This is a genomic window from Oxalicibacterium solurbis (assembly GCF_014635845.1).
Classification (GTDB): Bacteria; Pseudomonadota; Gammaproteobacteria; order Burkholderiales; family Burkholderiaceae_D; genus Oxalicibacterium; species Oxalicibacterium solurbis.
The window spans coordinates 191,160-217,301 of sequence record NZ_BMDP01000001.1 but is presented as its reverse complement, the minus strand read 5'-3'; the positions used below and the strand labels follow the sequence as shown (position 1 = coordinate 217,301).

The 26,142-nt window shown below is 56.6% G+C and carries 26 protein-coding genes and 2 tRNA genes; 27 read left to right on the top strand and 1 reads right to left on the bottom strand.

All coding sequences use genetic code 11. The features are described 5' to 3' along the window. Positions 1 to 22: 22 nt before the first annotated feature. From secG to IEV40_RS00900, 18 genes are all read left to right on the top strand, one after another. A complete protein-coding gene (gene secG / locus IEV40_RS00985) occupies positions 23 to 397 on the top strand; it encodes a preprotein translocase subunit SecG (RefSeq protein ID WP_188419114.1) in 375 nt (124 codons plus the stop codon). A gap of 83 nt (positions 398 to 480) precedes the next feature. After that, a tRNA-Leu gene (locus tag IEV40_RS00980) sits at positions 481 to 565 on the top strand. 101 nt (positions 566 to 666) lie between these two features. Next, positions 667 to 1,026 carry an NADH-quinone oxidoreductase subunit A gene (locus IEV40_RS00975; protein WP_188419113.1) on the top strand — a complete coding sequence of 120 codons (360 nt, stop codon included), beginning with the start codon at positions 667 to 669 and terminating at the stop codon, positions 1,024 to 1,026. Between the two features lie 6 nt (positions 1,027 to 1,032). Next, entirely contained in the window at positions 1,033 to 1,509 is a 477-nt protein-coding gene (locus IEV40_RS00970) for a NuoB/complex I 20 kDa subunit family protein (RefSeq protein WP_188419112.1), read from the top strand. A gap of 18 nt (positions 1,510 to 1,527) precedes the next feature. Then, positions 1,528 to 2,124: an NADH-quinone oxidoreductase subunit C gene (locus IEV40_RS00965; RefSeq protein ID WP_188419111.1), complete on the top strand. Its 597-nt coding sequence runs from the start codon at positions 1,528 to 1,530 to the stop codon at positions 2,122 to 2,124. Positions 2,125 to 2,126: 2 nt separating this feature from the next. Continuing rightward, positions 2,127 to 3,380 (top strand): NADH-quinone oxidoreductase subunit D, encoded by a 1,254-nt coding sequence (locus IEV40_RS00960; protein WP_188419110.1) that lies wholly within the window; start codon positions 2,127 to 2,129, stop codon positions 3,378 to 3,380. Positions 3,381 to 3,407: 27 nt separating this feature from the next. Next, positions 3,408 to 3,887: an NADH-quinone oxidoreductase subunit NuoE gene (gene nuoE, locus IEV40_RS00955; protein WP_188419109.1), complete on the top strand. Its 480-nt coding sequence runs from the start codon at positions 3,408 to 3,410 to the stop codon at positions 3,885 to 3,887. Next, entirely contained in the window at positions 3,884 to 5,179 is a 1,296-nt protein-coding gene (gene nuoF, locus IEV40_RS00950; RefSeq protein WP_188419108.1) for an NADH-quinone oxidoreductase subunit NuoF, read from the top strand. Before nuoE ends, nuoF begins: the two co-directional genes overlap by 4 nt. A gap of 56 nt (positions 5,180 to 5,235) precedes the next feature. Next, positions 5,236 to 7,575 (top strand): NADH-quinone oxidoreductase subunit NuoG, encoded by a 2,340-nt coding sequence (gene nuoG / locus IEV40_RS00945; RefSeq protein ID WP_188419107.1) that lies wholly within the window; start codon positions 5,236 to 5,238, stop codon positions 7,573 to 7,575. Beyond that, the gene (gene nuoH / locus IEV40_RS00940) at positions 7,576 to 8,649 is read left to right on the top strand and encodes an NADH-quinone oxidoreductase subunit NuoH (protein WP_188419106.1); all 1,074 of its coding nucleotides are present in this window, start codon (positions 7,576 to 7,578) and stop codon (positions 8,647 to 8,649) included. Between the two features lie 27 nt (positions 8,650 to 8,676). Continuing rightward, positions 8,677 to 9,165, top strand: coding sequence for an NADH-quinone oxidoreductase subunit NuoI (gene nuoI / locus IEV40_RS00935; RefSeq protein ID WP_188419105.1), 489 nt, complete (start codon positions 8,677 to 8,679; stop codon positions 9,163 to 9,165). A 42-nt stretch (positions 9,166 to 9,207) separates the two neighbouring features. After that, on the top strand, positions 9,208 to 9,843 hold the full coding sequence (locus IEV40_RS00930) for an NADH-quinone oxidoreductase subunit J (protein ID WP_188419104.1): 636 nt from the start codon (positions 9,208 to 9,210) through the stop codon (positions 9,841 to 9,843). A gap of 13 nt (positions 9,844 to 9,856) precedes the next feature. Then, positions 9,857 to 10,165, top strand: a complete 309-nt coding sequence (gene nuoK / locus IEV40_RS00925; RefSeq protein WP_188419103.1) for an NADH-quinone oxidoreductase subunit NuoK — start codon at positions 9,857 to 9,859, stop codon at positions 10,163 to 10,165. Between the two features lie 29 nt (positions 10,166 to 10,194). Further along, positions 10,195 to 12,249, top strand: coding sequence for an NADH-quinone oxidoreductase subunit L (gene nuoL / locus IEV40_RS00920; RefSeq protein WP_188419102.1), 2,055 nt, complete (start codon positions 10,195 to 10,197; stop codon positions 12,247 to 12,249). A 26-nt stretch (positions 12,250 to 12,275) separates the two neighbouring features. Continuing rightward, positions 12,276 to 13,766, top strand: coding sequence for an NADH-quinone oxidoreductase subunit M (locus IEV40_RS00915; protein ID WP_188419101.1), 1,491 nt, complete (start codon positions 12,276 to 12,278; stop codon positions 13,764 to 13,766). A gap of 40 nt (positions 13,767 to 13,806) precedes the next feature. Then, complete coding sequence (nuoN, locus tag IEV40_RS00910; RefSeq protein WP_188419100.1) at positions 13,807 to 15,291, top strand: NADH-quinone oxidoreductase subunit NuoN; 1,485 nt, start codon at positions 13,807 to 13,809, stop codon at positions 15,289 to 15,291. A gap of 11 nt (positions 15,292 to 15,302) precedes the next feature. After that, positions 15,303 to 15,608, top strand: a complete 306-nt coding sequence (locus tag IEV40_RS00905; RefSeq protein ID WP_188419099.1) for a DUF2818 family protein — start codon at positions 15,303 to 15,305, stop codon at positions 15,606 to 15,608. 28 nt (positions 15,609 to 15,636) lie between these two features. Beyond that, complete coding sequence (locus IEV40_RS00900; RefSeq protein WP_188419098.1) at positions 15,637 to 16,191, top strand: NUDIX domain-containing protein; 555 nt, start codon at positions 15,637 to 15,639, stop codon at positions 16,189 to 16,191. A gap of 63 nt (positions 16,192 to 16,254) precedes the next feature. On the opposite strand, the gene IEV40_RS00895 is transcribed toward IEV40_RS00900, so the two are convergent. Further along, positions 16,255 to 17,937: an electron transfer flavoprotein-ubiquinone oxidoreductase gene (locus tag IEV40_RS00895; protein ID WP_188419097.1), complete on the bottom strand. Its 1,683-nt coding sequence runs from the start codon at positions 17,935 to 17,937 to the stop codon at positions 16,255 to 16,257. Between the two features lie 167 nt (positions 17,938 to 18,104). Here IEV40_RS00895 and IEV40_RS00890 point away from each other — a divergent pair, with 167 nt between their 5' ends. The 9 genes from IEV40_RS00890 (at position 18,105) to rplT (ending at position 26,074) form a co-directional block, all read left to right on the top strand. Further along, complete coding sequence (locus IEV40_RS00890; RefSeq protein WP_188419096.1) at positions 18,105 to 18,881, top strand: SDR family oxidoreductase; 777 nt, start codon at positions 18,105 to 18,107, stop codon at positions 18,879 to 18,881. Between the two features lie 28 nt (positions 18,882 to 18,909). Further along, the gene (locus IEV40_RS00885; protein ID WP_188419095.1) at positions 18,910 to 19,776 is read left to right on the top strand and encodes an alpha/beta fold hydrolase; all 867 of its coding nucleotides are present in this window, start codon (positions 18,910 to 18,912) and stop codon (positions 19,774 to 19,776) included. Positions 19,777 to 19,806: 30 nt separating this feature from the next. Next, the gene (locus IEV40_RS00880; protein ID WP_188419094.1) at positions 19,807 to 20,169 is read left to right on the top strand and encodes a RidA family protein; all 363 of its coding nucleotides are present in this window, start codon (positions 19,807 to 19,809) and stop codon (positions 20,167 to 20,169) included. Beyond that, complete coding sequence (locus IEV40_RS00875; RefSeq protein ID WP_188419093.1) at positions 20,170 to 22,452, top strand: RelA/SpoT family protein; 2,283 nt, start codon at positions 20,170 to 20,172, stop codon at positions 22,450 to 22,452. A gap of 112 nt (positions 22,453 to 22,564) precedes the next feature. Beyond that, a tRNA-Val gene (locus IEV40_RS00870) sits at positions 22,565 to 22,641 on the top strand. Between the two features lie 214 nt (positions 22,642 to 22,855). Next, positions 22,856 to 24,763 carry a threonine--tRNA ligase gene (thrS, locus tag IEV40_RS00865; RefSeq protein WP_188419092.1) on the top strand — a complete coding sequence of 636 codons (1,908 nt, stop codon included), beginning with the start codon at positions 22,856 to 22,858 and terminating at the stop codon, positions 24,761 to 24,763. 59 nt (positions 24,764 to 24,822) lie between these two features. Next, a complete protein-coding gene (gene infC / locus IEV40_RS00860; protein WP_188419944.1) occupies positions 24,823 to 25,344 on the top strand; it encodes a translation initiation factor IF-3 in 522 nt (173 codons plus the stop codon). A gap of 153 nt (positions 25,345 to 25,497) precedes the next feature. Then, entirely contained in the window at positions 25,498 to 25,695 is a 198-nt protein-coding gene (rpmI, locus tag IEV40_RS00855; protein ID WP_188419091.1) for a 50S ribosomal protein L35, read from the top strand. 19 nt (positions 25,696 to 25,714) lie between these two features. Next, positions 25,715 to 26,074 (top strand): 50S ribosomal protein L20, encoded by a 360-nt coding sequence (rplT, locus tag IEV40_RS00850; protein ID WP_188419090.1) that lies wholly within the window; start codon positions 25,715 to 25,717, stop codon positions 26,072 to 26,074. Positions 26,075 to 26,142 lie beyond the last annotated feature (68 nt).

The window sequence follows — 26,142 nt, the reverse complement described above, 5'->3', positions numbered from 1 at the left end:
TAATTATCCGACTGGAAAGTAAATGAATAGCTTGCATACCATCATCATCGTTGTCCAGGTGTTGTCCGCACTGGTCATCATCGGTCTCGTGCTGCTGCAGCATGGCAAGGGTGCCGACATGGGCGCATCTTTCGGGTCCGGTGCTTCCGGCAGCCTGTTCGGTGCAACGGGTTCTTCCAATTTTTTATCGAAATCCACGGGCGTTGCAGCCGTTGTTTTCTTCGCGGCGACATTGGGATTGGCATTCATCAACAACAAGCCAGTAGCTACTGGCGGTGGTGTGATGGAAAATCTGCCGGTGTCGTCGGTGCCTGGTGCGGCACCTTCGACCGAAGCGCCAGCAACGACTGCGAAACCGGCGGCAAGCACGGAGCAATCGAATGAGGTGCCGAAATAAAACGCATGGCATGCGTTCGTGATTGTTCCAGTGTAATTCGCATTGAATAAAAGCATCAATGCGAGTTAAAATGTAAGTCTTGCGCCGACGTGGTGAAATTGGTAGACACGCTATCTTGAGGGGGTAGTGGCGAAAGCTGTGCGAGTTCGAGTCTCGCCGTCGGCACCAGCAGTATCAATCCATAACTAGATGTCAGTGAATTGGCCGGTGATCCGGTCAATGCAACAAAGACGCATAAATCAACGAATCGTTTAACTACGGCTGCTATCGTGAACCTCGAAAATTATTTCCCCGTTCTGCTTTTCATTCTGGTCGGCATTGGTGTTGGTGTGGTCCCGCAAGTTCTGGGGCGTGTGCTTGCGCCACACAAGCCGGATGCACAAAAGCTTTCTCCGTATGAGTGCGGTTTCGAGGCATTTGAAGATGCGCGTATGAAGTTCGACGTGCGCTATTATCTCGTCGCGATTCTTTTCATTCTGTTCGATCTCGAAGTTGCTTTCCTGGTGCCATGGAGTGTCGCAATGCGCGATGTCGGCATGCTGGGATTCTGGTCAATGATGATTTTCCTCGGGGTGCTGACCATTGGTCTGGTGTTCGAGTGGAAAAAAGGCGCGCTGGATTGGGAGTAAGAAGTCATGGCAATTGAAGGTGTATTGAACGAAGGCTTCGTCACCACGACGGCCGACAAGCTGATCAACTGGACGCGTACCGGCTCGATGTGGCCGATGACTTTTGGTCTGGCATGCTGTGCGGTGGAGATGATGCATGCGGGTGCATCCCGCTACGATCTGGATCGCTTCGGTGTTGTGTTCCGTCCGTCGCCGCGTCAATCCGACGTGATGATCGTGGCCGGTACGTTGTGCAACAAGATGGCGCCGGCCTTGCGAAAGGTGTACGACCAGATGGCCGAGCCGCGCTGGGTCATTTCGATGGGCTCCTGTGCAAACGGCGGCGGCTACTATCACTATTCCTATTCGGTTGTGCGCGGTTGCGATCGCATCGTGCCGGTCGATGTCTATGTGCCAGGCTGTCCTCCGACTGCCGAGGCTCTGCTGTACGGAATCATGCAATTGCAGACCAAGATCCGTCGCACCAATACGATTGCACGCTAAGGATCGCGGTTAGCCAAAATGACGACCAAACTAGAACTCCTCGAAGCAGCCCTGCGCAATGCATTGGGCGAGCAACTCCAGACTCTGACGGTGGCACTCGGTGAAGTGACCATTGTCGTCAAATCCAGCGATTATCTGTCGGCCATGCGCACCTTGCGCGACCATGCCGACTTGCGCTTTGAAGAATTGATCGATCTGTGCGGCGTCGACTACTCGACGTACGGTGACGGCATTTGGGAAGGGGCGCGTTTCGCGGTCGTTTCGCATCTGCTGTCGATTTCTCACAACTGGCGTTTGCGTGTGCGTGTCTTTGCGCCCGACGACGAACTGCCTGTCGTGGCGTCGGTGACAGACATCTGGCCGGCCGCAAACTGGTTCGAGCGCGAAGCATTCGACTTCTTCGGCATCCTGTTCGAAGGTCACAACGATCTGCGCCGTATCTTGACCGACTACGGTTTCATCGGTCATCCGTTCCGCAAGGATTTCCCGGTTTCGGGCTACGTCGAAATGCGCTATGACCCGGAGCAGAAGCGTGTGATTTACCAGCCGGTCACGATCGAGCCGCGTGAAAATGTGCCGCGCGTGATTCGCGAAGAACAGTACGGGGTGAAATAAAAATGGCTGAAATCAAGAATTACACCCTTAACTTCGGTCCGCAGCACCCGGCAGCACACGGTGTGTTGCGTCTGGTTCTGGAGCTGGACGGCGAGGTGATCCAGCGTGCCGATCCGCATATCGGTCTGCTGCATCGCGCGACCGAAAAACTGGCCGAACAGAAAACCTACCTGCAATCCGTGCCGTACATGGATCGTCTCGACTACGTGTCGATGATGAGCAACGAGCACGCTTATGTAATGGCGATCGAGAAGCTGCTCGGCGTCGAGGTGCCGCTGCGCGCACAATACATTCGCGTGATGTTCGATGAGATCACACGTGTCCTGAACCACCTGATGTGGATCGGTGCGCATGCGCTGGACGTCGGCGCGATGGCCGTGTTCCTGTATGCATTCCGCGAGCGCGAAGATCTGCTGGATTGCTACGAAGCCGTTTCCGGCGCACGCATGCACGCTGCCTACTATCGTCCGGGTGGCGTCTATCGCGATCTGCCGGACGCGATGCCGCAATACAAGGCATCCGTCATTCATAACGCCAAGGCGATCAAGCAGATGAACGAGAACCGTCAAGGTTCGCTGCTGGACTTCATCGAAGATTTCACCAATCGTTTCCCGACCTACGTCGACGAATACGAAACGCTGTTGACCGACAACCGTATCTGGAAACAGCGTCTGGTCGGCATCGGTGTCGTTTCGCCTGAACGTGCAAAAGCAATGGGCTTTACCGGTCCAATGCTGCGCGGTTCCGGCATCGAGTGGGATCTGCGCAAGAAGCAGCCGTACGAAGTGTACGACCTGCTGGACTTCGATATTCCGGTCGGTACCAACGGCGATTGCTACGACCGTTATCTGGTGCGCGTTGAGGAAATGCGTCAGTCGAACCGCATCATCAAGCAATGCGTCGAGTGGCTGCGCAATAATTCCGGCCCGGTGATGACGGACAACCACAAGGTTGCGCCGCCGTCGCGCGTCAACATGAAGTCGAACATGGAAGAGCTGATTCACCACTTCAAGCTCTTCACCGAAGGTTTCCACGTGCCGCCGGGCGAAGCCTATGCAGCAGTCGAACATCCGAAGGGTGAGTTCGGTATCTATCTGGTCTCGGACGGTGCCAACAAGCCGTATCGCATGAAGATTCGTGCGCCGGGCTTCGTGCATCTGCAGGGGCTGGATGAAATGGCCAAGGGCCACATGATCGCCGATGCGGTGACCATTATCGGCACGCAAGATATTGTGTTTGGTGAGATTGACCGCTGATCGCGGGCAATGAGTAGAGGCATAAAGATGCTGTTATCTGAACAAGCGTACAAAAGGATCGATCGCGAGATCGCCAAATTCCCTCCTGAGCAGCGCCAGTCGGCCACCATGGCTGCACTTGCCATTGCGCAGGAAGAAACCAACTGGCTGTCGCCCGAGGTGATGCAGGAAGTGGCGGACTACCTTCGCATGCCGGCAATCGCCGTGCAGGAAGTCGCGACCTTCTACAACATGTTCAACACCAAGCCGGTGGGTAAGGCGAAGATTTCGGTCTGCACCAATCTTCCATGCCTGCTGTCCGGCGGCGAACGTGCGGCGCACTATCTGAAAGAAAAGCTCGGTATCGATTACCGCGAAACGACTGCAGACGGTCAGTTCACGTTGCAGGAGGGCGAGTGCATGGGCGCCTGCGGCGATGCGCCGGTCATGCTGGTCAATAACCATCGTATGTGCAGCTTCATGTCGAACGAAAAGATTGATGCACTGGTAGAGGAACTGAAGAAATGACCAGCCTGCACAATCGTCACATCAAACCGCTGATCCTGGCTGACCTGAACGGCAGCAACTGGCATCTGGCCGATTACGTCAAACGCGGCGGCTACGAGTCGCTGCGTCGCATCCTGACCGAAGGCATCACGCCGGACCAGGTCATCGCTGAAGTCAAGGCGTCGTCGCTGCGTGGTCGCGGCGGTGCGGGCTTCCCGACCGGTCTGAAGTGGAGCTTCATGCCGAAGAACTACGAAGGTCAAAAGTACCTCGTCTGCAACACCGACGAAGGCGAGCCAGGTACCTTCAAGGATCGCGACATCATCCGCTATAACCCGCATTCCCTGATCGAAGGTATGGCGATCGGTGCCTATGCGATGGGTATTTCGGTCGGTTACAACTATATCCACGGTGAAATTTTCGCCGACTATCTTCTCTTCGAAGAAGCACTGGAAGAGGCGCGTGCCGCAGGCTTCCTTGGCGACAAGATCATGGGTTCGGCGTTCAACTTCCAGTTGCACGCTTTCCACGGTTACGGTGCCTATATCTGCGGCGAAGAAACCGCATTGCTCGAGTCGCTTGAAGGCAAGAAAGGTCAACCGCGCTTCAAGCCACCTTTCCCGGCAAGCTTCGGCCTGTACGGCAAGCCGACCACGATTAACAACACCGAGACTTTCGCGGCTGTCCCGTTCATCATGAAAATGGGCGGCGAGGCATATGCGGCGCTCGGCAAGCCGAACAACGGTGGGACCAAGATTTTCTCTATCTCCGGCGACGTCGAAAAACCGGGCAACTACGAAATCCCGCTCGGTACGCCGTTCTCCGAACTGCTGGAACTGGCAGGCGGCATGCGTGGCGGCAAGAAGATCAAGGCAGTCATTCCTGGCGGTTCGTCGGCACCGGTGGTGCGTGGTGATGTCATGATGGATTGCACGATGGATTACGACTCGATCGCCAAGGCTGGTTCGATGCTGGGTTCGGGCGCTGTTATCGTGATGGACGAGACGCGCTGCATGGTCAAGTCGCTGTTGCGTCTGTCCTATTTCTACTTCGAAGAATCCTGCGGCCAATGTACGCCATGCCGCGAAGGCACGGGCTGGATGTACCGCATGGTGCAGCGCATCGAGAACGGCCAGGGACGTCCGGAAGATCTCGATCTGCTGAACAACATCTGCGACAACATCCAGGGACGCACCATCTGCGCACTGGGTGATGCTGCCGCGATGCCGGTTCGCGCGATGATCCAGAACTTCCGCGACGAGTTTGTGTATCACATCGAGCATAAGCATTGCTTGGTGCCCGCTTACGTATAAGCACTGCACTTCGTTACCAGACGTAGTGAGAACACTGACGCAGAAAAAGCAAAGCCATGGTTGAAATCGAAATAGACGGCAAGAAGGTAGAAGTGCAGGAAGGCAGCATGGTGATGGACGCTGCCAACAAGCTCGGCACGTATATCCCTCATTTTTGCTATCACAAGAAACTTTCCATTGCGGCCAACTGCCGCATGTGCCTGGTCGAGGTAGAGAAGGCGCCGAAGCCGCTGCCGGCCTGCGCGACACCGGTCGCTCCCGGCATGATCGTGCGTTCGCACAGCGAAAAAGCTGTCAAGGCACAAAAAGGCGTGATGGAATTCCTGTTGATCAATCACCCGCTGGATTGCCCGATCTGCGATCAGGGCGGTGAATGTCAACTGCAGGATCTGGCTGTCGGCTACGGTGATTCGTCGTCACGTTATGCCGAAGAGAAGCGTGTGGTTGTGCCGAAGGATGTCGGTCCGCTGATCTCGATGCAGGAAATGAGCCGTTGCATTCATTGCACGCGCTGCGTCCGTTTCGGTCAGGAAATCGCCGGCGTCATGGAATTCGGCATGTTGAACCGCGGTGAGCATTCTGAAATTACTGCATTCGTCGGCAAAACGGTCGATTCGGAACTGTCCGGCAACATGATCGATCTGTGCCCGGTTGGCGCATTGACCTCCAAACCGTTCCGCTACAGCGCCCGTACTTGGGAACTGTCGCGTCGGAAGTCGGTCAGCCCGCACGACAGCATCGGTGCCAACTTGATCGTGCAGGTCAAGGCTGGCAAGGTGATGCGCGTGCTGCCGTTGGAAAACGATGATGTCAACGAATGCTGGATCTCGGACAAGGATCGTTTCTCCTACGAAGCGCTGAACAGCGCCGAGCGCTTGACTGCACCGATGATCAAGCAGGGTGGTCAATGGCAGGAAACAGATTGGCAGACCGCACTCGAATACGTTGCGCACGGCCTGCGCAATATTAAACATGAACACGGCGCGAGTGCGATCGCTGCATTGGCTGCATCGCATTCCACGCTGGAAGAGCTGTCGCTGCTGCAGAAACTGGTACGTGGCATCGGTTCCGAAAACATCGATTTCCGTCTGCGCCAGTCTGATTTTTCGCTGGATGCATCGGTCAAGCCGTGGCTGGGCATGTCGATCAACGAATTCGGCGCGTTGAAGCGCGCTTTCGTGATCGGCTCTTTCCTGCGCAAGGATCATCCATTGCTGTCTGCCCGTCTGCGTCTGGCAGTGAAAAAGGGCGCCAGCCTCAGCATCCTGCACGCAACCGACGACGATCTGCTGATGCCGATCGCCAATAAGATGATCAAGGCACCATCCGACTGGCTGGCGGCCTTGGGCGAAGTGATCGTGGCAGTGGCACAGGCACGTGGCATCGCTGCACCGGCCGGCTACGAGAAGATCGAAGCGTCGACAGAAGCCAAGCAAATTGCGGCAAGCCTGCTGTCGGGCGAACCGAAGGCCGTATTGCTCGGCAACGCCGTCCTGCAACATCCGCAAGCTGCCAAGCTGCACGCAGCAGCGCAATGGATTGCACAGAATACCGAAGCCAAGTTTGGTTTCCTGACCGAAGCAGCGAATACCGTTGGTGGTTACGTGGCGAATGCATTGCCAGGCGCAAATGGTTCGAATGCTGCGCAAGCATTCGAACAGCCGCACAAAGCGTATGTGCTGCTGCACACGGAGCCGGAATTCGACAGCTTCAACCCGCAAGTTGCGCGCAATGCGTTGAGCCAGGCTGAAATGGTGGTTGTCATGTCGCCGTTCAAGCAGGGTGCGGACTACGCCGACGTCATGCTGCCGATCGCGCCGTTCTCCGAAACTTCCGGCACTTTCGTCAATGCAGAGGGGCGTGCGCAAAGCTTCAATGGCACGGTAAAGCCGCTTGGCGATACGCGTCCGGCATGGAAGGTATTGCGTGTGCTCGGCAATCTGCTGGATCTGAACGGTTTCGATTACGAAACTTCGGAAGCAGTTCGCAACGAAATTCTCGGTACGTCGGTACCGGCAGATGCCAATCTGCAATCGCGTCTGAACAATATCGGCAACACTGCACCGCAGGCGGTTGTTTCGGCTGCCGGCATGCAACTGGAGCGTGTGGCCGATGTTTCGATCTACGCTACCGATGCGATCACGCGTCGTTCGGAACCGTTACAGCAAACGACCGATGGTGCCGCGCCGAAAGCACGGTTGTCCGCTGATCTGGCAGGCAAGCTGGGCGTTGTTGCCGGCGACAAGGTAACGGTGAAGCAGGGCAATGGCACAGCGACGTTGGCGGTAGCCATCGATGCAGCTTTGCCGGTAAATGTGGTGCGTGTGGCGGCAGGTCGTCAAGAGACCGCCGATCTTGGCGCAATGTTCGGTTCTATCAGTGTGGAGAAAGCGTAAATGGATCAACTGTTCGTATCCATCCACGCGACGGGCCAGTCGGTATTCGGTTTCTACTGGCCGCTGGTCTGGAATATCGTCAAGATCGTCGCCATCGTGGCGCCGTTGATGGGTGCTGTCGCCTACATGACGCTATGGGAGCGCAAGGTCATCGGCTGGATGCATGTACGTCATGGCCCGAACCGTGTCGGCCCGCTGGGCCTGCTGCAGCCGATCGCCGACGGTGTCAAGTTGCTGCTGAAGGAAATCGTCGTTCCGGCACGTTCCAACAAGGCACTGTTTGTCATTGCACCGGTCATGACCATCATGCCGTCGCTGGCAGCGTGGGCTGTCATACCGTTTGGTCCGGAAACCGTGCTGGCGAACGTTAATGCCGGTCTGCTGTTCGTGATGGCAATTACATCGCTGGAAGTCTACGGCATCATCATCGCCGGCTGGGCGTCGAACTCGAAATATGCATTCCTCGGTGCGATGCGTGCATCGGCACAGATGATTTCGTATGAGATCGCAATGGGCTTTGTGCTGTGCGTCGTGCTGATGGTTTCCGGCAGTCTGAACCTGACCGAAATCGTGACGACGCAGACGACCGGTCGTTTCGCCGACATGGGGCTGAATTTCTTGTCGTGGAACTGGCTGCCGCTGCTGCCGATGTTCATTATCTACATCGTGTCCGGTACCGCGGAACTGAACCGCCATCCGTTCGACGTGGTGGAAGGTGAGTCCGAGATTGTTGCCGGTCACATGGTCGAATATTCGGGCATGTCGTTCGCGATGTTCTTCCTGGCCGAATACGCCAACATGTGGCTGATCGCGATCATGGCGTCGTTGATGTTCCTGGGTGGCTGGTCTGCTCCGCTGGACTTCGCGCCGTTCACGTGGATTCCGGGCTGGATCTGGCTGGGTCTGAAGACGTTCTTCGTCATTACCTGTTTCGTCTGGTTCCGTGCGTCGTTTCCGCGTTATCGCTATGACCAGATCATGCGATTGGGCTGGAAGGTGTTCATTCCGTTGACGCTGGTCTATCTGCTGATCGTTGCGATCTGGATGAAGACGCCGTTGAATATCTGGAATTAATCAAGGCTTAGTAGAGGAAGCCAGAAAATGGAAGCAATCAAGGATTTTTTCGGCAGTTTGATGCTGCGCGAACTGTTCAAGGGCATGGCACTGACCGGCCGCTACATGTTTGCACGCAAGATCACTGTCCAGTTCCCGGAAGAGAAGACGCCGCAGTCGCCGCGTTTCCGTGGCCTGCATGCACTGCGTCGTTATCCGAACGGTGAAGAGCGTTGCATCGCCTGCAAACTGTGCGAAGCGGTTTGCCCGGCAATGGCCATCACGATCGAGTCGGATCAGCGTGCCGACGGTACACGCCGTACGACGCGTTACGACATCGACCTGACCAAGTGCATTTTCTGCGGATTCTGCGAAGAGTCCTGCCCGGTCGATTCGATCGTCGAAACGCACATCCTGGAATACCACGGTGAAAAGCGGGGCGACCTGTACTACACCAAGGAAATGCTGCTGGCCGTCGGCGATCGCTTCGAGCCTGAAATCGCTGCAGCACGTGCCGCCGATGCGGCCTACCGTTGATTTGATAATTTGGCAGCATTGCGCTGACTTTTCTGGCTGACTATGGAATTTACAACTGTCCTTTTTTACGTGTTCTCAGCGATCCTCGCGTTCGCTGCCATACGTGTGATCACCGACCGGAATCCGGTGCATGCAGCGTTGTTTCTGGTGCTGTCGTTCGCTTCGGCTTCTGCGCTGTGGATGCTGCTGAAGGCCGAATTCCTTTCCATCGTGCTGATTCTGGTTTATGTCGGCGCGGTCATGGTGCTGTTCTTGTTCGTCGTCATGATGATCGACATCAAGCTGAGCAAACTGCGCGAAGGCTTCTGGGGTTACCTGCCGCTGGCAGCTACGGTGGGTGCGGTGATCGTTCTCGAAATGGCTGCCGTGCTGTTTCGCGGCTTCTGGCGTGAAAATACGGAAGTGCCTGCGGTGTCTGCCAACATCGGCAACACGAAAGAACTGGGCAAGCTGATCTATACCCACTATCTGTATGCGTTCGAACTGGCTGCGCTGCTGCTGCTGCTGGCGATCATCGCCGCTGTGGCACTGACGATGCGCAAGCGCAAGGACAGCAAATATTTCGCACCTGGCGATGCTGTGCGCGTCAAATCGAGTGATCGTCTGCGCGTGGTGAAAATGAAAGCCGAGGCGCGCAACGACGACCAACCCGCTGCACCTGCAGCAGAACAAAAGTAAGAAGGGGAGTGCTGTGGAGTTGACGCTCGTACATTACCTGATTCTCGGCGCGATCCTGTTCGCGATTTCGATTGTCGGTATTTTTCTGAATCGCAAGAACATCATCATTCTGTTGATGGCCATCGAGCTGATGCTGCTGGCCGTAAACATGAACTTCGTTGCTTTTTCCTATTTCCTGGGCGATGCAGCCGGTCAGATCTTCGTGTTTTTCATTCTGACGGTGGCTGCTGCTGAAGCTGCGATCGGTCTTGCCATCCTGGTCTCCATGTTCCGTACTCTGGATACCATCAATGTCGAAGATCTTGACGGCCTCAAAGGCTGATTCCGAATAAATAACGAATAAGGTTCATCATGGCGGGGCAACTTAACCCTAACCTCCTTCTGGTCATTCCTCTGGCGCCGCTTGTCGGCTCGATGATCGCTGGCCTGTTTGGCACGAAATTCTTCGGCAATATGATCGGCCGCAAGGCATCGCATACGGTGACGATTCTCGGTGTGCTGATTTCCTTCCTGCTGTCTGCGTATACTTTCTCGCAGGTGCTGGACGGCGCGACGTTCAACGGCACCATCTACACGTGGATGACGGTCGCCGGCATGAAGCTGGAAATCGGCTTCCTGGTCGATACGCTGACGGCGATGATGATGTGCGTGGTGACCTTCGTATCGCTGATGGTGCACATCTACACGATCGGCTACATGGAAGAGGATGAGGGTTACAACCGCTTCTTCTCGTACATCTCGCTGTTCACGTTCTCGATGCTGATGCTCGTCATGAGCAACAATTTCCTGCAACTGTTCTTCGGTTGGGAGGCAGTGGGTCTGGTCTCCTACCTGTTGATCGGTTTCTGGTACACGAAGCCGACTGCGATTTTTGCGAACATGAAGGCCTTTCTGGTCAACCGTGTCGGCGATTTCGGTTTCGTTCTCGGTATCGGTTTGCTGGTTGCGTATTCCGGTTCGCTGAACTACGGCGAAGTCTTCGCGAAAAAAGACGAACTTGCACTGCTGATGCTGCCGGGCTCCGACTGGATGCTGCTGACCGTGGCCTGCATTTGCCTGTTCATTGGTGCAATGGGTAAGTCCGCACAGTTCCCGCTGCACGTCTGGCTACCTGATTCGATGGAAGGTCCGACCCCGATTTCCGCACTGATCCACGCTGCGACGATGGTGACGGCAGGTATCTTCATGGTGTCGCGCATGTCGCCGTTGTTCGAGTTGTCGGATACCGCATTGTCGTTCGTACTGGTGATCGGTGCGATCACGGCATTGTTCATGGGCTTCCTTGGCATTATCCAGAACGACATCAAGCGCGTTGTTGCGTATTCCACGTTGTCCCAGCTCGGCTACATGACTGTTGCGCTCGGTGCATCGGCCTACTCGGTTGCCGTATTTCACCTGATGACGCACGCATTCTTCAAGGCGCTACTGTTCCTCGGTGCTGGTTCCGTCATCATGGGCATGCACCACGATCAGGACATTCGCAACATGGGCGGTTTGCGCAAGTACATGCCGATCACTTGGATCACCTCGCTGCTGGGCTCGCTGGCACTGATCGGTACGCCATTCTTCGCAGGCTTCTATTCGAAGGACAGCATTATCGAAGCCGTGCATGCAACGCATCTGACAGGCGCAGGCTTTGCAAATTTCGCCGTGCTGGCTGGCGTTTTCGTGACGGCGTTCTATTCGTTCCGCATGTATTTCCTGGTCTTCCATGGCGAAGAACGTTTTGGCAAGGCACATACACACGATGATCATCACGCACATGATGATCACGACGATCACGGTCATGACGAGCATCACGGTCTGGCCCCTGGCCAGAAACCGCATGAGTCGCCGTGGGTAGTGACGCTGCCGCTGATCCTGCTGGCAATTCCGTCGGTCATCATCGGTTTCATCGCGATCGAACCGATGATCCACGGTAGTTTCTTTAACGGCGTGATTACCGTCGGTGAAAACCACGGCGCGATGGAAAGCCTGCACGAGGAATTCCATGGCGCACTGGCGATGGCGCTGCATGGCTTCACCACGCTGCCGTTCTGGTTGGGTCTGGCTGGCGTCGTATCTGCCTATTACTGCTACATGATCAATCCACGCGTTCCGGCATGGTTCTACAACAAGTTCCGCGCCATCCATACGCTGCTGGACAACAAGTACTACATGGACAAGTTCAACGAAGTGTTCTGGGCCAATGGCGCACGTCTGCTGGGCGGAGGCTTGTCGCGTGTCGGCGACCGTACGCTGATCGATGGCTTGATCGTGAACGGCAGTGCGAAAGTAGTGGGCTGGTTCTCGCGCATCGTCCGCACGTTCCAGACCGGCTATATCTATCACTACGCGTTTGTCATGATTCTCGGCGTGCTGGGTTTCCTGATTTATTTCCTGCCATTCCCATCGTTCGCCCAATAAGTTAGCGAAATAAGCAAAGAAAAATCATGATGCAGTCAACATTTCCTATCCTGAGCCTTTCGATCTGGTTGCCCATCGCGTTCGGTGTGCTTGTTCTGGTGGTCGGTCGCGATGACAACCCGTCCATTGCGCGTATCGTTTCACTGATCGGTTCGATCGTCAGTTTCATTGCGACGCTGCCGCTGATCCAGAAATTCGACAACGCTGCGCACGGCATGCAATTCGTCGAGACCCACAAGTGGATTGAAATCTTCAACATCAACTACACGTTGGGCGTCGATGGCTTGTCGCTGTGGTTCGTTGTGTTGACTGCCTTCATCACGATTTTCGTCGTGATCGCCGCATGGGAAGTGATCGAGAAGCGTGTTGCCCAGTATATGGGTGCTTTCCTGATTCTGTCCGGCCTGATGATCGGCGTGTTCTGCGCGCTCGACGGTTTGCTGTTCTACGTATTCTTCGAATCGACGCTGATTCCGATGTTCATCATCATCGGTGTCTGGGGCGGTCCGAATCGTGTCTACGCATCGATCAAGTTCTTCCTGTACACCTTCCTCGGCTCTCTGCTGATGCTGGTGGCCTTGCTGTACCTGTACTTCCAATCGGGCCACAGCTTCGACATCCTGGCATGGCATGTGCTGCCACTGCCGCTGAACGCGCAGATCCTGATCTTCCTGGCGTTCTTCATGGCTTTTGCGGTTAAAGTGCCGATGTGGCCGGTCCATACCTGGCTGCCGGATGCCCACGTCGAAGCGCCAACTGGCGGTTCCGTCGTGCTGGCTGCGATCATGCTGAAACTGGGCGCTTATGGTTTTCTGCGTTTTTCGCTGCCGATCACGCCTGATGCCAGCCATTACCTGTCGGGCTTTATCATCACGCTGTCGCTGATTGCCGTTATCTACATCGGCCTGGTGGCACTGGTACAGACCGATATGAAAAAACTGGTCGCGTATTCGTCGATTGCTCACATGGGCTTCGTCACGCTGGGCTTCTTCATGTTCAACGACATGGCGGTGCAGGGCGGTATCGTGCAGATGATTTCGCACGGCTTCGTCTCCGGCGCGATGTTCCTGTGTATCGGCGTGCTGTACGATCGCATGCATTCGCGCCAGATCGCCGACTACGGTGGTGTCGTCAACACGATGCCGAAATTCGCGGCCTTCTTCATCCTGTTCTCGATGGGCAATGCAGGTTTACCGGCGACTTCGGGCTTCATCGGCGAATTCATGGTGATCCTGGGTGCCGTCCAGTTCAATTTCTGGATCGGCTTGCTGGCAGCGACAGCACTGATCCTGGGGGCGGCCTATTCGTTGTGGCTGGCCAAGCGCGTGATTTTTGGCGAAATCGCCAACAAGCACGTCGCTGAGTTGACCGATCTCAGCAAGCGTGAATTCCTGATGCTTGCCTTGCTGGCTATCGCGGTGTTGGGCATGGGCCTTTATCCGGCTCCGTTCACCGATGCGATGCAGACTTCCGTGACCGACCTGCTCAAGCACGTCGCGATTTCGAAAATCAATTAATGCGCGGCCACGCCACTGAACGCACCAATATTGCGACACCATGAATAATCTGAATCTGACACTGGTCCTTCCCGAAATCTTCCTAGCAGTCGCCATCATGGCGATTCTGCTGGTCGATCTGTTCCTGACGGATGCCAAGCGCAACGTGACCTATACACTGTCGCTGATCGCGCTGGTCGTGTGCGGCGTGCTGTCGTTCTGCGATATCAATAGCGGCACCACGGCATACGCATTCGGCGGCATGTTCGTTTCCGATCCGATGGCGAACCTGATGAAGATTTGTTCGTATGTTGCCGTCGGTCTGACGCTGGTTTATTCGCGTCAGTACGCGACCGATCGTCAGATGGTGAGCGGCCAGCATGGCGGCGAGTTTTATCTGCTGTCGCTGTTCTCGTTGCTGGGCCAGATGGTGATGATCTCGGCCAACAACTTCCTGATCATCTACCTTGGTCTCGAAATGATGTCGTTGTCGCTGTATGCGCTGGTGGCAATGCGCCGCAATCATGCGATTTCGACCGAAGCGGCAATGAAGTATTTCGTGCTGGGCGCACTGGCTTCCGGTTTCCTGCTGTACGGCATTTCGATGCTGTATGGTGCGACCGGCACGCTGGATCTGATCGAAGTGGCGCGTGCCATTGCCAGTGGTGCGATCAACAAGCCGGTGCTGGTGTTCGGCCTGGTGTTCATCGTTGCAGGTCTGGCATTCAAGCTGGGTGCGGTTCCGTTCCACATGTGGGTGCCTGACGTGTACCAGGGAGCGCCGACTGCCGTTACGTTATTGCTGGGTGGTGCGCCGAAACTGGCGACTTTCGTGATCGCGATCCGCCTGCTGGTCGAGGCGCTGCCTGCATTGTCGGTTGACTGGCAGCAGATGCTGACGATTCTGGCCGTGCTGTCGATGGCCATCGGTAACATCACGGCAATCGTGCAGACCAACATCAAGCGCATGCTGGCATATTCGACGATTTCGCAAATGGGCTTCATCCTGTTGGGCCTGCTGTCCGGCATTGTTCCCGGTGCGGATGGTTCGTCGACCAACGGCTATGGCGCCGCGATGTTCTACTCGATCACCTACGTGCTGACCACGCTGGGTGTGTTCGGCGTGATCATGCTGTTGTCGCGTGCCGGCTTCGAAGCGGAAAACATCGATGACTTCAAGGGCCTGAACCAGCGCAGCCCATGGTTTGCCCTGGTCATGCTGCTGATGATGTTCTCGCTGGCTGGCGTGCCACCGGTCGTCGGTTTCTATGCGAAGCTGTCGGTCTTGCAGGCTGTGCTGAGCACGGGCCAGATCTGGCTGGCGATCATTGCTGTCATGTTCTCGCTGATCGGTGCCTATTACTATCTGCGCGTCGTCAAGGTCATGTATTTTGACGAACCGGCGGATACGACGGTCATCACGGCAAGCGTGGATGTGCGCGCAGCGCTGAGCATCAACGGCGCTGCCGTGCTGGTTCTCGGTCTGCTGCCTGGCCCACTGATGGCTGCCTGTGCTGCAGCCATCGTCAAGACGCTGGCTTCCTGACGGCCGCGCCGGTGGATGTTTCGCTGGCAAGCTGGTTTGTGATCCTGTTGGCGCTGTTCGGCGCCAACCTTCCTTTCTTCAATGAGCGGCTGTTTGCCGTCATTCCTGTCCCGATGACGGTGAAGCCGGTCTGGCTTCGCCTGATCGAGTTGCTGCTTCTCTATTGTTTCGTCGGCCTGATTGCCCATTTGCTGGAAGCGCAGATGGGGAATGTTTTTCCGCAGGGATGGGAATTCTATGCGGTGACGGCTTGTCTGTTCCTGGTATTGGCTTATCCGGGCTTCGTCATGCGTTACATGCGACGTCGCCGGCGCTGATGCAGTCTTTCACTTGCCGGAGCAACACATGGATGATCATCTGAAAGAGACCCGTATGGACAGCACGCTGGCCTATGACGGTTCTTTCCTGAAGGTACAGAAGGATGTCGTGCGCCTGCCGAACGATAGCCGGGCAACGCGAGAATACATCCGTCATCCTGGTGCGGTCGTCATCCTGCCGGTGTTCGACGATGGCACCATTTTGCTGGAACGCCAATTCCGTTATCCGCTGAATCGCGTATTCATCGAATTCCCGGCGGGGAAAATCGATCCGGGCGAGGCATCGCTGGATTGCGCCAAGCGCGAACTGCTGGAGGAAACCGGTTATACGGCCCGCGACTGGCAGTTCGTCTGTACGATTCACAACGCCATTGCCTATTCCGATGAACATCTCGATTTGTTTCTGGCACGCGGCTTGACGGCGGGCGAGCGCAAGCTGGATGACGAGGAGTTCCTCGACGTATTCAGTGCAAAACAGGATGAATTGATGGGATGGATTCGGGAAGGGCAGATCACCGATGTCAAAACCATTATCGGTACCTTCTGGTTGGAAAAAATTCTGGGCGGCGCCTGGAAGGCCTGACGATTAGGAATCGATTGCTATCGCCAATAAAAAAGCCGCGTTAGCGGCTTTTTTATTGGGCGATTACATGTTGGGGTAATTTGGTCCACCGCCGCCTTCCGGCGTCACCCAGACGATGTTCTGCGTCGGATCCTTGATGTCGCATGTCTTGCAGTGCACGCAATTTTGCGCGTTGATCTGCAGCTTGTCCTGGCCGGCATCGTCCTTCACGAATTCATAGACTGCGGCCGGGCAATAACGTGCCTCCGGTCCCGCATATTCCGCGAGATTTACTTGTACCGGCACGTCGGGATTTTTCAACGTCAGGTGGATGGGCTGGTTTTCCGCGTGATTCGTATTCGACAGGAAAACCGACGACAAGCGATCGAAAGTCAGCTTGTTGTCGGGCTTGGGATAAGTGATGGGCTGGAAGGCGGAGGCCGGGCGCAGGCAGGTATGGTCGGGATGGGTATTGTGCAGCGTCCATGGTGCCTTGCCACGGAAGACGATCTGGTCGATGCCGAACATCAGCGTGCCGAGATACAGACCTTTGCTCATCCATGGCTTGAAGTTGCGCGCGACATGCAATTCTTCATGCAGCCAAGACTGTTCGAACGCGGCTGGATAGTCCGTCAATTCATCTCGCTGGCGGCCACTGGTCAGCGCGGCAAAAGCGGTTTCGGCCACCATCATGCCGCTCTTCATCGCGGCATGACTGCCCTTGATGCGGCTGGCATTGAGAAAGCCTGCTTCGCAGCCGATCAGTGCACCGCCCGGGAAGACAAGCTTCGGCAGCGATTGCAGGCCGCCAGCAGTGATGGCGCGCGCGCCATAGGAAATGCGCTTGCCGTTTTCGAAGAAGCGGCGGATTTCCGGATGTGTCTTGTAGCGCTGGAATTCCTCGAATGGCGACAGATAGGGATTGTCGTAACCGAGGCCGACGACGTAACCGACGACGACCTGATTGTTTTCCAGGTGATACAGGAAGGAGCCGCCATAGGTATCGCTGGCAAGCGGCCAGCCGGCCGTGTGAATGACGAGGCCTGGCTTGTGTTGCGCCGGATCGATTTCCCACAGCTCCTTGATACCGATCGCGTAGGATTGCGGCGCCTTGCCGTCGGCCAGATTGAATTTCTCCATCAGCTGACGGCCGAGATGACCGCGCGCGCCTTCGGCGAACAGAGTGTACTTCGCATGCAGCTCCATGCCGAGCTGGAATGCCTCGGTCGGTTGTCCGTCGCGGCCGACGCCCATGTTGCCGGTGGCAACACCCTTGACGGAGCCATCGTCGTTGTACAGGATTTCCGCCGCAGGAAAGCCGGGAAAGATTTCGACGCCCGCTGCCTCGGCCTGCTGGCCGAGCCAGCGCACGACGTTGGCGAGCGAAACGATGTAGTTGCCGTGATTCTGCAGGCAGGACGGCAGCATGAAATTGGGCGTGCGCAACGCCTTTTCCTTGCCGAGGAAGAGGAAACGATCTTCGGTAACCGGTGTATTCAGCGGCGCGCCGCGTTCCTTCCAGTCGGGGAACAGTTCTTCCATCGCGCGCGGATCCATTACCGCGCCGGACAGGATGTGTGCGCCGAGCTCGCCGCCTTTTTCCAGTATGCAGACGGAAACTTCCTGTTCCTTTTCGGCGGCAAGCTGCTTGAGCCGGATGGCAGCAGCCAGGCCGGCCGGACCGCCGCCGACGATGACGACGTCGTATTCCATCGTGTCGCGGGGACCGTATTGTTCGAGCAGGCTGGAGGCGGAAGTGGAAGTCATGTATCGAGAGTGCCGAATGATGCGGCGATAGTGTTCAGGGGCAAGCAGGATTGTCCATCGATTTGCCGGCTGGGCAAAGAGGAAATGCTTTTATTGCGGTGCTTTCGTGTAATCATAACGCTTCCGGCATGGATTTCGCCGGCAGGCGTCGATAATCGGGGGAATTTGTGGGCATAGAAGTCAATTTCGAAGGCAAGGTGGCGCTGGTGACTGGTGCCTCCAGTGGGCTGGGTGAGCGTTTTGCAAAAGTCCTGGCGATGGGCGGTGCGCAGGTCGTGCTGGCATCTCGCCGTACCGAGCGACTGAAGGAATTGCGTGCGGAAATCGAGGCCGAAGGCGGTGCGGCGCATGTCGTATCGCTCGACGTGACCGATTACGCCAGCATCAAATCGGCGATCGCGCATGCCGAAACGGAAGCGGGCGCGATCGATATCCTCGTCAACAATGCAGGCGTTTCGATGAATCGCCGGCTGACCGACGTCACGCCGGACGACTATGCCTATGTGATGGATACCAATCAGCGCGGCGCTTTCTTCGTCGCGCAGGAAACGGCCAAGCGCATGATCGCCCGCCACAAGGGGGATCCGCGCAAGCAGCATCGCATCATCAATATTGCTTCAGTGGCGGGGCAGCGCACCGTGCCGGAACTCGGGCTGTACTGCATCAGCAAGGCTGCCGTCATCCAGATGACGAAATCGATGGCGGTGGAGTGGGGACGTTTCGGCATCAACGTCAATGCGATCTGTCCCGGTTATATCGGCACCGAAATGAACATGAACTATTTCAACAGCGAGCAGGGCCGCCAGTTGATGGAAACGTTGCCGCGCAAGCGCCTCGGCAAGCCGGAAGACCTGGACAGCCTGCTGTTGTTGCTGGCGGCCGAAGAATCGCATTTCATCAATGGTGCGATCATGAATGCCGACGACGGCATCAGCGCAGCCTGATCAGCCACTGCAAAGAGAACGAACAAGAATGACGCAGCCACACATCCGGACGGTGCAATGCCTGTCTCCTTCAGGATTGCACCGGATGGCTTACAAGGAATGGGGCGATCCGCAAAATCCGGCAACGCTGATCTGCGTGCACGGCTTGACGCGCGTGTCGGACGATTTCGATGCATTGGCCATAGAACTGTGCGGCAGCTATCGCATTATTTGCCCGGACGTGGTCGGCCGAGGCCGTTCCGATCGCCTGCGCGACCCGCTGGCGTATCAGGTGCCGCAGTATGTTGCCGACATGGTGACACTGATTGCGCGTCTGAACGTCGAATCGGTGCACTGGATCGGCACGTCGATGGGAGGTCTGATCGGCATGTTGCTGGCGTCGCTTGCGGGTTCGCCGATTCGCAAGCTGCTGCTGAACGACATCGGGCCGACGCTGAATGTGCCGGCGCTGGCACGTATCGGCGAATACATCGGCCAGCCGATCCGTTTCGCGACGCTGGAACAGGGTGTCGAATACGTGCGGCAGGTTTCGCTGTCCTTCGGCCCGCATACCGATGCGCAATGGCACAAGCTGGCAAGCGACGTGTTGCGGCAGGATGCGGACGGCCAATGGATGTTCGGCTACGACCCTGCGCTCGGTATCACGATGCGCGGCATGACGGAACAGGACGTGCACCAGGCCGAAGCGCTGTTGTGGAATTCCTACGATGCGATTGCCTGTCCGACACTGCTGTTGCGCGGTGCCGAATCGGACCTGCTGTCGCGCGAGACGGCGCAGGCGATGACACAGCGCGGACCGAAGGCCGCGCTGATCGAGATTCCTGGTGTCGGTCACGCTCCTACTTTCGTCGATCCGACGCAGATCGCCATTGCGCGCAAATTTCTGCTTGCATGATGGCTTCTCGTCCCCATATTGCCGATTATCATGAATATCACTCGCTTGCACATCGGCGACACGCTTTCCGAAATCGCCATCCATAACGGCACCGTCTATCTGGCCGGCCAGATTGCGGAAGACGTTTCGCAGGATATCCAGGGCCAGACGCGCGAAGTCCTCGGTCACATCGATCGCCTGCTGGCCGAAGCCGGCAGCGACAAGACGCGCATCCTGTCCTGCCAGATTTTCATTGCCGACGTTCGCGATTTCGATGGCATGAACACTGCGTGGAATGCCTGGGTGCCGGCCGGTCATACGCCGCCGCGTGCCACTGTGGCGGTCACTTTTCCCGATCCTGAGCGGCTGGTCGAAATCGTCGTCGTTGCCGCTGCCAATTCACCCGGGTATTGAATGGTTTCCCTTGCCGCCACGCAAAGCGACACGCGCGAACTCCTGCGCACCGGCTTGACCGAGCAGGACGGTGCGCGCGTGATGGACGCGCTCGCCTTCGTCGAACCGCTCTATCAGGGTAAGATCATTTCTTCTGCGCAAGAGAATCCTGATAACGGCCAGGATGCCTTCGAGTTCGTACAAGGCGTGGCCGGTCTGGTTGCGCAACTGGAGACGGACGCCGACACGCGGATCGCGGCCTTGCTGTTTGAACTGGCAGAACTCGATCCGGCCGCAGCCGAGAAGATCGAAGAACGTTTCGGCAAGGAAGTCGCCGATCTGGTGGCCGGCATACGCCAGCTGATGCGGTTGCATGAATTGACTTTCGTCCAGCAGGAAGCATCGCGCGGCAAGAATGCCGCACAGGAGGCGGCAGACCAACTGGAAGTATTGCGCAAGATGCTGCTGGCGATGGCGAGCGACATGCGCGCCGTGCTGGTGCGACTGGGCACGCGCGTGATTACGTTACGTCACTTTGCCGAGAAGAAGCTGCAGAACGAACGTTCGCGTCAATATGCGAGAGAAACCTTCGACTTGTACACGCCGCTGGCGAACCGGCTCGGCGTCTGGCAATTGAAGTGGGAACTGGAAGACCTGTCGTTCCGCTTTCTGGAGCCCGAGTCCTATCGCCGCATTGCCTCGATGCTGGAAGAAAAGCGCGTCGAGCGCGAAGCCTTTGTCGAGAATTCGATCAAGCGTCTGCAGTCCGAGATGAAAGCGGCCGGCATCAAGGCCGAAGTGTTTGGCCGGCCCAAGCATATCTACAGTATCTGGAACAAGCTGCGCGGCAAGGCGATCGATTTTTCCGATCTGTATGACGTGCGCGCTTTCCGCGTGATCGTCGACGACGTCAAGACCTGCTACACGGTATTGGGTATCGTGCACAACATCTGGACGCCGCTGCCGGAAGAGTTCGACGACTACATTGCGCGTCCGAAGGCGAACGGTTACCAGTCGCTGCATACGGTCGTCATGGCGGAAGATGGCCGGCCGCTTGAAGTGCAGGTGCGCACGCACGACATGCACGATTTCGCCGAGTACGGCGTGGCAGCGCACTGGCGTTACAAGGAAGCCGGCACGTCCAATTTCTCGGCGCAGAAATACGACGAGAAGATCGCCTGGCTGCGCCAGCTGCTGGCGTGGAAGAGCGAAGTCGTCGATGCTGTCGTCGCGCAGGAAGACGTGCACCGCGACTGGGTCGAGAAACTCAAATCAGCCACGCTGGACGATCGCATCTACGTGCTGACGCCGCAGGCGCGCGTGATCGAATTGCCGAACGGTGCGACGCCTATCGACTTCGCCTATCACCTGCACAGCGACGTCGGCCATCGCTGCCGCGGAGCGCGCGTTGATGGCGTGCTGGTGCCCTTGAATACGGTATTGAAGAACGGCCAGACCGTCGAGATCATCACGGCGAAAGGCTTGAGCACGACAGGTGCGGTCGGCCCGTCGCGTGACTGGCTGTCGCCCGGTTATGCGGCCAGCTCGCGTACGCGTGCAAAGGTGCGCGCATGGTTCAATGCGATCGATCAGCAGGAGACGCTGGCAAGCGGCCGCAGCCTGGTCGAAAAAACCTTGCAGCGCGAAGGCAAGACCGCTGTGAATCTGGAAGAGCTGGCACACAAGCTCGGATTCGCAAAACTTGATGATTTGCTTCTTGCTGTCGGCAAGGACGAATTCAGCCTGCGTACGATCGAGCAAGCCTTGCATGGCGACGACCCCGATGCAGCAAAGCAGATCGAATTGGATGAGAGCGCCATCGCACGCAAGAGTCGCGCGTCCAGCGTTATGCAGGGTGCGAAGTCCGGCGTGCTGGTAGTTGGCACCGACGGCTTGATGACGCAGTTGGCACGTTGCTGCAAGCCGGCGCCGCCGGACCCCATCGTCGGTTTCGTCACGCGTGGCAAGGGTGTATCGATCCACCGTGCGAACTGCCGCAACTTCGTCGAGATGCGCCAGCGTGCGCCGGAGCGCGTGATCCAGACGGCTTGGGGAAAATCCGAATTGGCGACGGTTTACCCTGTGGATATTTTCGTATTGGCATCCGATCGCCAAGGGTTGCTGCGCGATATTTCGGATATTTTCCTGCGTGAAAAAATCAACGTGATCGGCGTCAGCACGCAAAGCATGAAAGGGCAGGCGCGCATGGCGTTCACGGCGGAAATCAACTCGACAGCGCAGTTGCAGAAGGCATTGAACGTGATTCGTGAAGTCAACGGCGTGCTGGAAGCGCGCCGTCATTGAACAGTGTACATGCGGCCGTTGCGTACACGGTATTTTTGCCGCGGGATTTTACGGATTAAATGCAAATACCCCTAGGCAAGTCTGAAAACTGCCGTTATAATTTCGCTTCTTTAGGCGCGTAGCTCAGCTGGTTAGAGCACTACCTTGACATGGTAGGGGTCGTTGGTTCGAGTCCAATCGTGCCTACCAACGAATAATTGGTAATCCCTGTAAGAGCGAGAAAGGCATCCCGGTTATGACACCGCGAACGAATACCTTAACGGTTTCCAAGCACTAGTCGGGTTATTTTTTCGTCGTCAACAAGAAAAAGAACGCGGCCAGTCCGCGTTTTTTTTCGTCTGCAGTTTCTTCTCAATCGATTTAGTCTAGCGTCAGCGTAACGAGCGCTGAAACGGAGAACATCATGATTCAAGTCCGCCTTCCGGATGGTTCGCAACGTCAATTTGATGCGCCTGTCACCGTTGCTCAGGTTGCCGCCAGTATTGGCGCCGGCCTTGCTAAAGCTGCATTGGCAGGCAGGGTCGATGGCAAGGTCGTCGACACCTCGTATCTGATCGACAAGGATAGCGATCTGTCCATCATCACCGACAAGGATGCTGAAGGTGTCGACGTGATCCGCCATTCGACCGCGCACTTGCTGGCGTATGCGGTCAAGGAATTGTTTCCCGATGCGCAGGTGACGATCGGTCCGGTGATCGACAACGGTTTTTACTACGACTTTTCGTACAAGCGCCCGTTCACGCCGGAAGATTTGCAGGCGATCGAAAAGAAAATGGCCGAACTGGCCAAGAAGGACGAACCGGTCACGCGCAAGGTTTTGCCGCGCGACGAGGCGGTCGACTATTTCAAATCCATCGGCGAACACTACAAGGCGGAAATCATCGCGTCGATTCCGGCCAATGAAGATGTGTCGCTGTACACCGAAGGCAAGTTCACCGATTTGTGCCGCGGCCCGCACGTGCCTTCGACCGGCAAGCTGAAAGTGTTCAAGCTGATGAAGCTGGCCGGTGCCTACTGGCGCGGTGATTCGAAGAACGAGATGCTGCAGCGCATCTACGGCACTGCGTGGGCAAAGAAGGAAGAGCAGGAAGCCTATCTGCACATGCTGGAAGAGGCCGAGAAGCGGGATCACCGCAAGCTGGGCCGCCAGCTGGATCTGTTTCACTTCCAGGACGAGGCGCCGGGCCTGATTTTCTGGCATCCGAAAGGTTGGACGTTGTGGCAGCAGGTCGAGCAGTACATGCGTCGCGTCTACCAGGACAACGGCTACCAGGAAGTGAAGGCGCCGCAGATTCTCGATCGCAGTCTGTGGGAAAAATCCGGGCACTGGGAGAACTACAAGGAAAACATGTTCACCACGGAGTCGGAAAATCGTGCCTATGCGCTGAAGCCGATGAACTGCCCGGGGCATTTGCAGATTTTCAATTCGGATCTGCGTTCGTATCGTGAACTGCCGTTGCGCTACGGCGAATTCGGCCAGTGCCATCGCAACGAGCCGTCCGGTTCGCTACACGGCATGATGCGCGTGCGCGGCTTCACGCAGGATGACGGTCACATTTTCTGTACGGAAGACCAGATTCTGGATGAGTGTGTTGCCTTTACGGCATTGTTGCAAAAGGTATATCGCGATTTCGGTTTCACCGACGTGATTTACAAAGTGGCAACGCGTCCGGAGAAACGGGTCGGTTCCGACGAGCTGTGGGACAAGGCCGAGCAGGCGCTGATCGCGTCGCTCGACCGTTCGGGTTATCCGTACGAAATTTCACCGGGAGAGGGCGCTTTCTACGGTCCGAAGATCGAATACACGCTGAAGGATGCGATCGGCCGCATGTGGCAATGCGGCACGATCCAGGTTGATTTCTCGATGCCGTCGCGTCTGGGCGCCGAATATGTCGCGGAAGACAACACCAAGAAGGTGCCGGTCATGCTGCACCGCGCGATTCTCGGTTCGCTTGAGCGCTTCATCGGCATGTTGATCGAAAACTACGCCGGCGCACTGCCGCTGTGGCTGGCGCCGGTACAGATTGCCGTGCTGAACATTTCGGACGGCCAAGCCGAATATGCGCAGGCTGTTGCACAAAACCTGAAAAAACAAGGGTTTAGGGTGCGCCTGGATTTGCGCAACGAGAAAATTACCTATAAAATACGCGAGCATTCCGTTCAGAAGCTGCCGTACATCATCGTGATCGGTGACAAGGAGCGGGACGCAGGTACAGTGGCCGTGCGAGCGCGGGGCAATGTCGATCTGGGCGTGATGCCTGTCGACCAATTGGTGGATCGCCTCAAGACCGAGGTGGAAACCAAAGCCTGAAGGGGAAACCCACAGCGCAAGAGCACGGCTTAATTATTTGATTTTTAAAGGAAACTGCAATAGCTACTGACAAGTCGCATCGTATCAACGGTGAAATCACGGCGCCTGAATTACGTCTCACCGGTGTGGAGAATGAGCCGCTCGGTATCGTGAGTCTGGCAGATGCCTTCCGGTTGGCGGAAGAGGCTAATGTGGATCTGGTGGAAATTGCGCCGACTGCGCAGCCGCCTGTGGCCCGCCTGATGGATTACGGCAAGTTCAAGTACCAGGAACAGAAGAAGGCACACGAGGCCAAGCTGAAGCAAAAGGTCATCCAGGTCAAGGAAGTGAAGTTCCGCCCGGGTACCGATGATGGTGATTACAACATCAAGCTGCGCAATCTGACGAAGTTCCTGGAGGAAGGCGACAAGACGAAGATCACGTTGCGTTTCCGTGGTCGTGAAATGGCGCACCAGGACATCGGTATGCGGATGCTGGAGCGACTGAAGGCCGACCTGGAGCCGTTTGGCCAGGTCGAGCAGTTTCCCAAGATGGAAGGCCGCCAGATGATCATGGTTCTGGCGCCGAAGAAGAAAAAATAAGATTCACCGGTTTGCCGTTTCGGTGGCAAGCGGGTAGAAGGCAACGGTTCATGCCGTTGCATAACAAGTGAAAGCAGGCATCCAAGTGCAACGAAATTGTTGCCACCTGCAATCATATAAAATGGAACTGTCCCTAAAAGGACAGAGTGTGTCATGCCTAAAATGAAAACGAAAAGCAGCGCCAAAAAGCGCTTTCGTGTCCGTCCAGGTGGTACCGTCAAGCGCGGTCAGGCGTTCAAGCGCCACATCCTGACCAAGAAAACCACCAAGAACAAACGTCAATTGCGCGGTGCGGTCGGTGTCCATGACACCAACCTGAATTCCGTTCGCGCGATGATGCCGTCCGCTTAACCTCACCTAAGGAGCAATCATGCCTAGAGTCAAACGTGGGGTTACCGCACGCGCCCGTCACAAGAAAGTTCTCGACCAAGCCAAAGGCTACCGTGGTCGCCGCAGCAAGGTTTATCGCATCGCCAAGCAGGCGGTCATGCGTGCAGGCCAGTATGCCTACCGCGATCGCCGTAACAAGAAGCGCGTATTCCGTGCACTGTGGATCACCCGTATCAACGCGGCAACGCGTGAGCATGGCCTGACCTACAGCAAGTTCATGAACGGCCTGAAGCGCGCTTCGATCGAACTCGATCGCAAGGTGCTGGCAGACATGGCTGTCATGGACAAGCCGGCGTTCGCCGCGATCGTCAATCAGGTGAAAGCAAACATCGCTGCTTGAGTGTTGTGATCGCGTACGCCGGTGCATGACGGCGTAGCCAAATCCGAGCGGGGCAGAGGTCATACCTG

Bases quoted from the DNA above. Each gene is read 5' to 3' on its own strand.
- secG (WP_188419114.1), top strand. From the start codon at position 23: ATGAATAGCTTGCATACCATCATCATCGTTGTCCAGGTGTTGTCCGCA.
- IEV40_RS00970 (WP_188419112.1), top strand. From the start codon at position 1,033: ATGGCAATTGAAGGTGTATTGAACGAAGGCTTCGTCACCACGACGGCC.
- IEV40_RS00965 (WP_188419111.1), top strand. From the start codon at position 1,528: ATGACGACCAAACTAGAACTCCTCGAAGCAGCCCTGCGCAATGCATTG.
- IEV40_RS00960 (WP_188419110.1), top strand. From the start codon at position 2,127: ATGGCTGAAATCAAGAATTACACCCTTAACTTCGGTCCGCAGCACCCG.
- nuoE (WP_188419109.1), top strand. From the start codon at position 3,408: ATGCTGTTATCTGAACAAGCGTACAAAAGGATCGATCGCGAGATCGCC.
- nuoF (WP_188419108.1), top strand. From the start codon at position 3,884: ATGACCAGCCTGCACAATCGTCACATCAAACCGCTGATCCTGGCTGAC.
- nuoG (WP_188419107.1), top strand. From the start codon at position 5,236: ATGGTTGAAATCGAAATAGACGGCAAGAAGGTAGAAGTGCAGGAAGGC.
- nuoH (WP_188419106.1), top strand. From the start codon at position 7,576: ATGGATCAACTGTTCGTATCCATCCACGCGACGGGCCAGTCGGTATTC.
- nuoI (WP_188419105.1), top strand. From the start codon at position 8,677: ATGGAAGCAATCAAGGATTTTTTCGGCAGTTTGATGCTGCGCGAACTG.
- IEV40_RS00930 (WP_188419104.1), top strand. From the start codon at position 9,208: ATGGAATTTACAACTGTCCTTTTTTACGTGTTCTCAGCGATCCTCGCG.
- nuoL (WP_188419102.1), top strand. From the start codon at position 10,195: ATGGCGGGGCAACTTAACCCTAACCTCCTTCTGGTCATTCCTCTGGCG.
- IEV40_RS00915 (WP_188419101.1), top strand. From the start codon at position 12,276: ATGATGCAGTCAACATTTCCTATCCTGAGCCTTTCGATCTGGTTGCCC.
- nuoN (WP_188419100.1), top strand. From the start codon at position 13,807: ATGAATAATCTGAATCTGACACTGGTCCTTCCCGAAATCTTCCTAGCA.
- IEV40_RS00900 (WP_188419098.1), top strand. From the start codon at position 15,637: ATGGATGATCATCTGAAAGAGACCCGTATGGACAGCACGCTGGCCTAT.
- IEV40_RS00895 (WP_188419097.1), bottom strand. From the start codon at position 17,937: ATGACTTCCACTTCCGCCTCCAGCCTGCTCGAACAATACGGTCCCCGC.
- IEV40_RS00885 (WP_188419095.1), top strand. From the start codon at position 18,910: ATGACGCAGCCACACATCCGGACGGTGCAATGCCTGTCTCCTTCAGGA.
- IEV40_RS00880 (WP_188419094.1), top strand. From the start codon at position 19,807: ATGAATATCACTCGCTTGCACATCGGCGACACGCTTTCCGAAATCGCC.
- IEV40_RS00875 (WP_188419093.1), top strand. From the start codon at position 20,170: ATGGTTTCCCTTGCCGCCACGCAAAGCGACACGCGCGAACTCCTGCGC.
- thrS (WP_188419092.1), top strand. From the start codon at position 22,856: ATGATTCAAGTCCGCCTTCCGGATGGTTCGCAACGTCAATTTGATGCG.
- rpmI (WP_188419091.1), top strand. From the start codon at position 25,498: ATGCCTAAAATGAAAACGAAAAGCAGCGCCAAAAAGCGCTTTCGTGTC.
- rplT (WP_188419090.1), top strand. From the start codon at position 25,715: ATGCCTAGAGTCAAACGTGGGGTTACCGCACGCGCCCGTCACAAGAAA.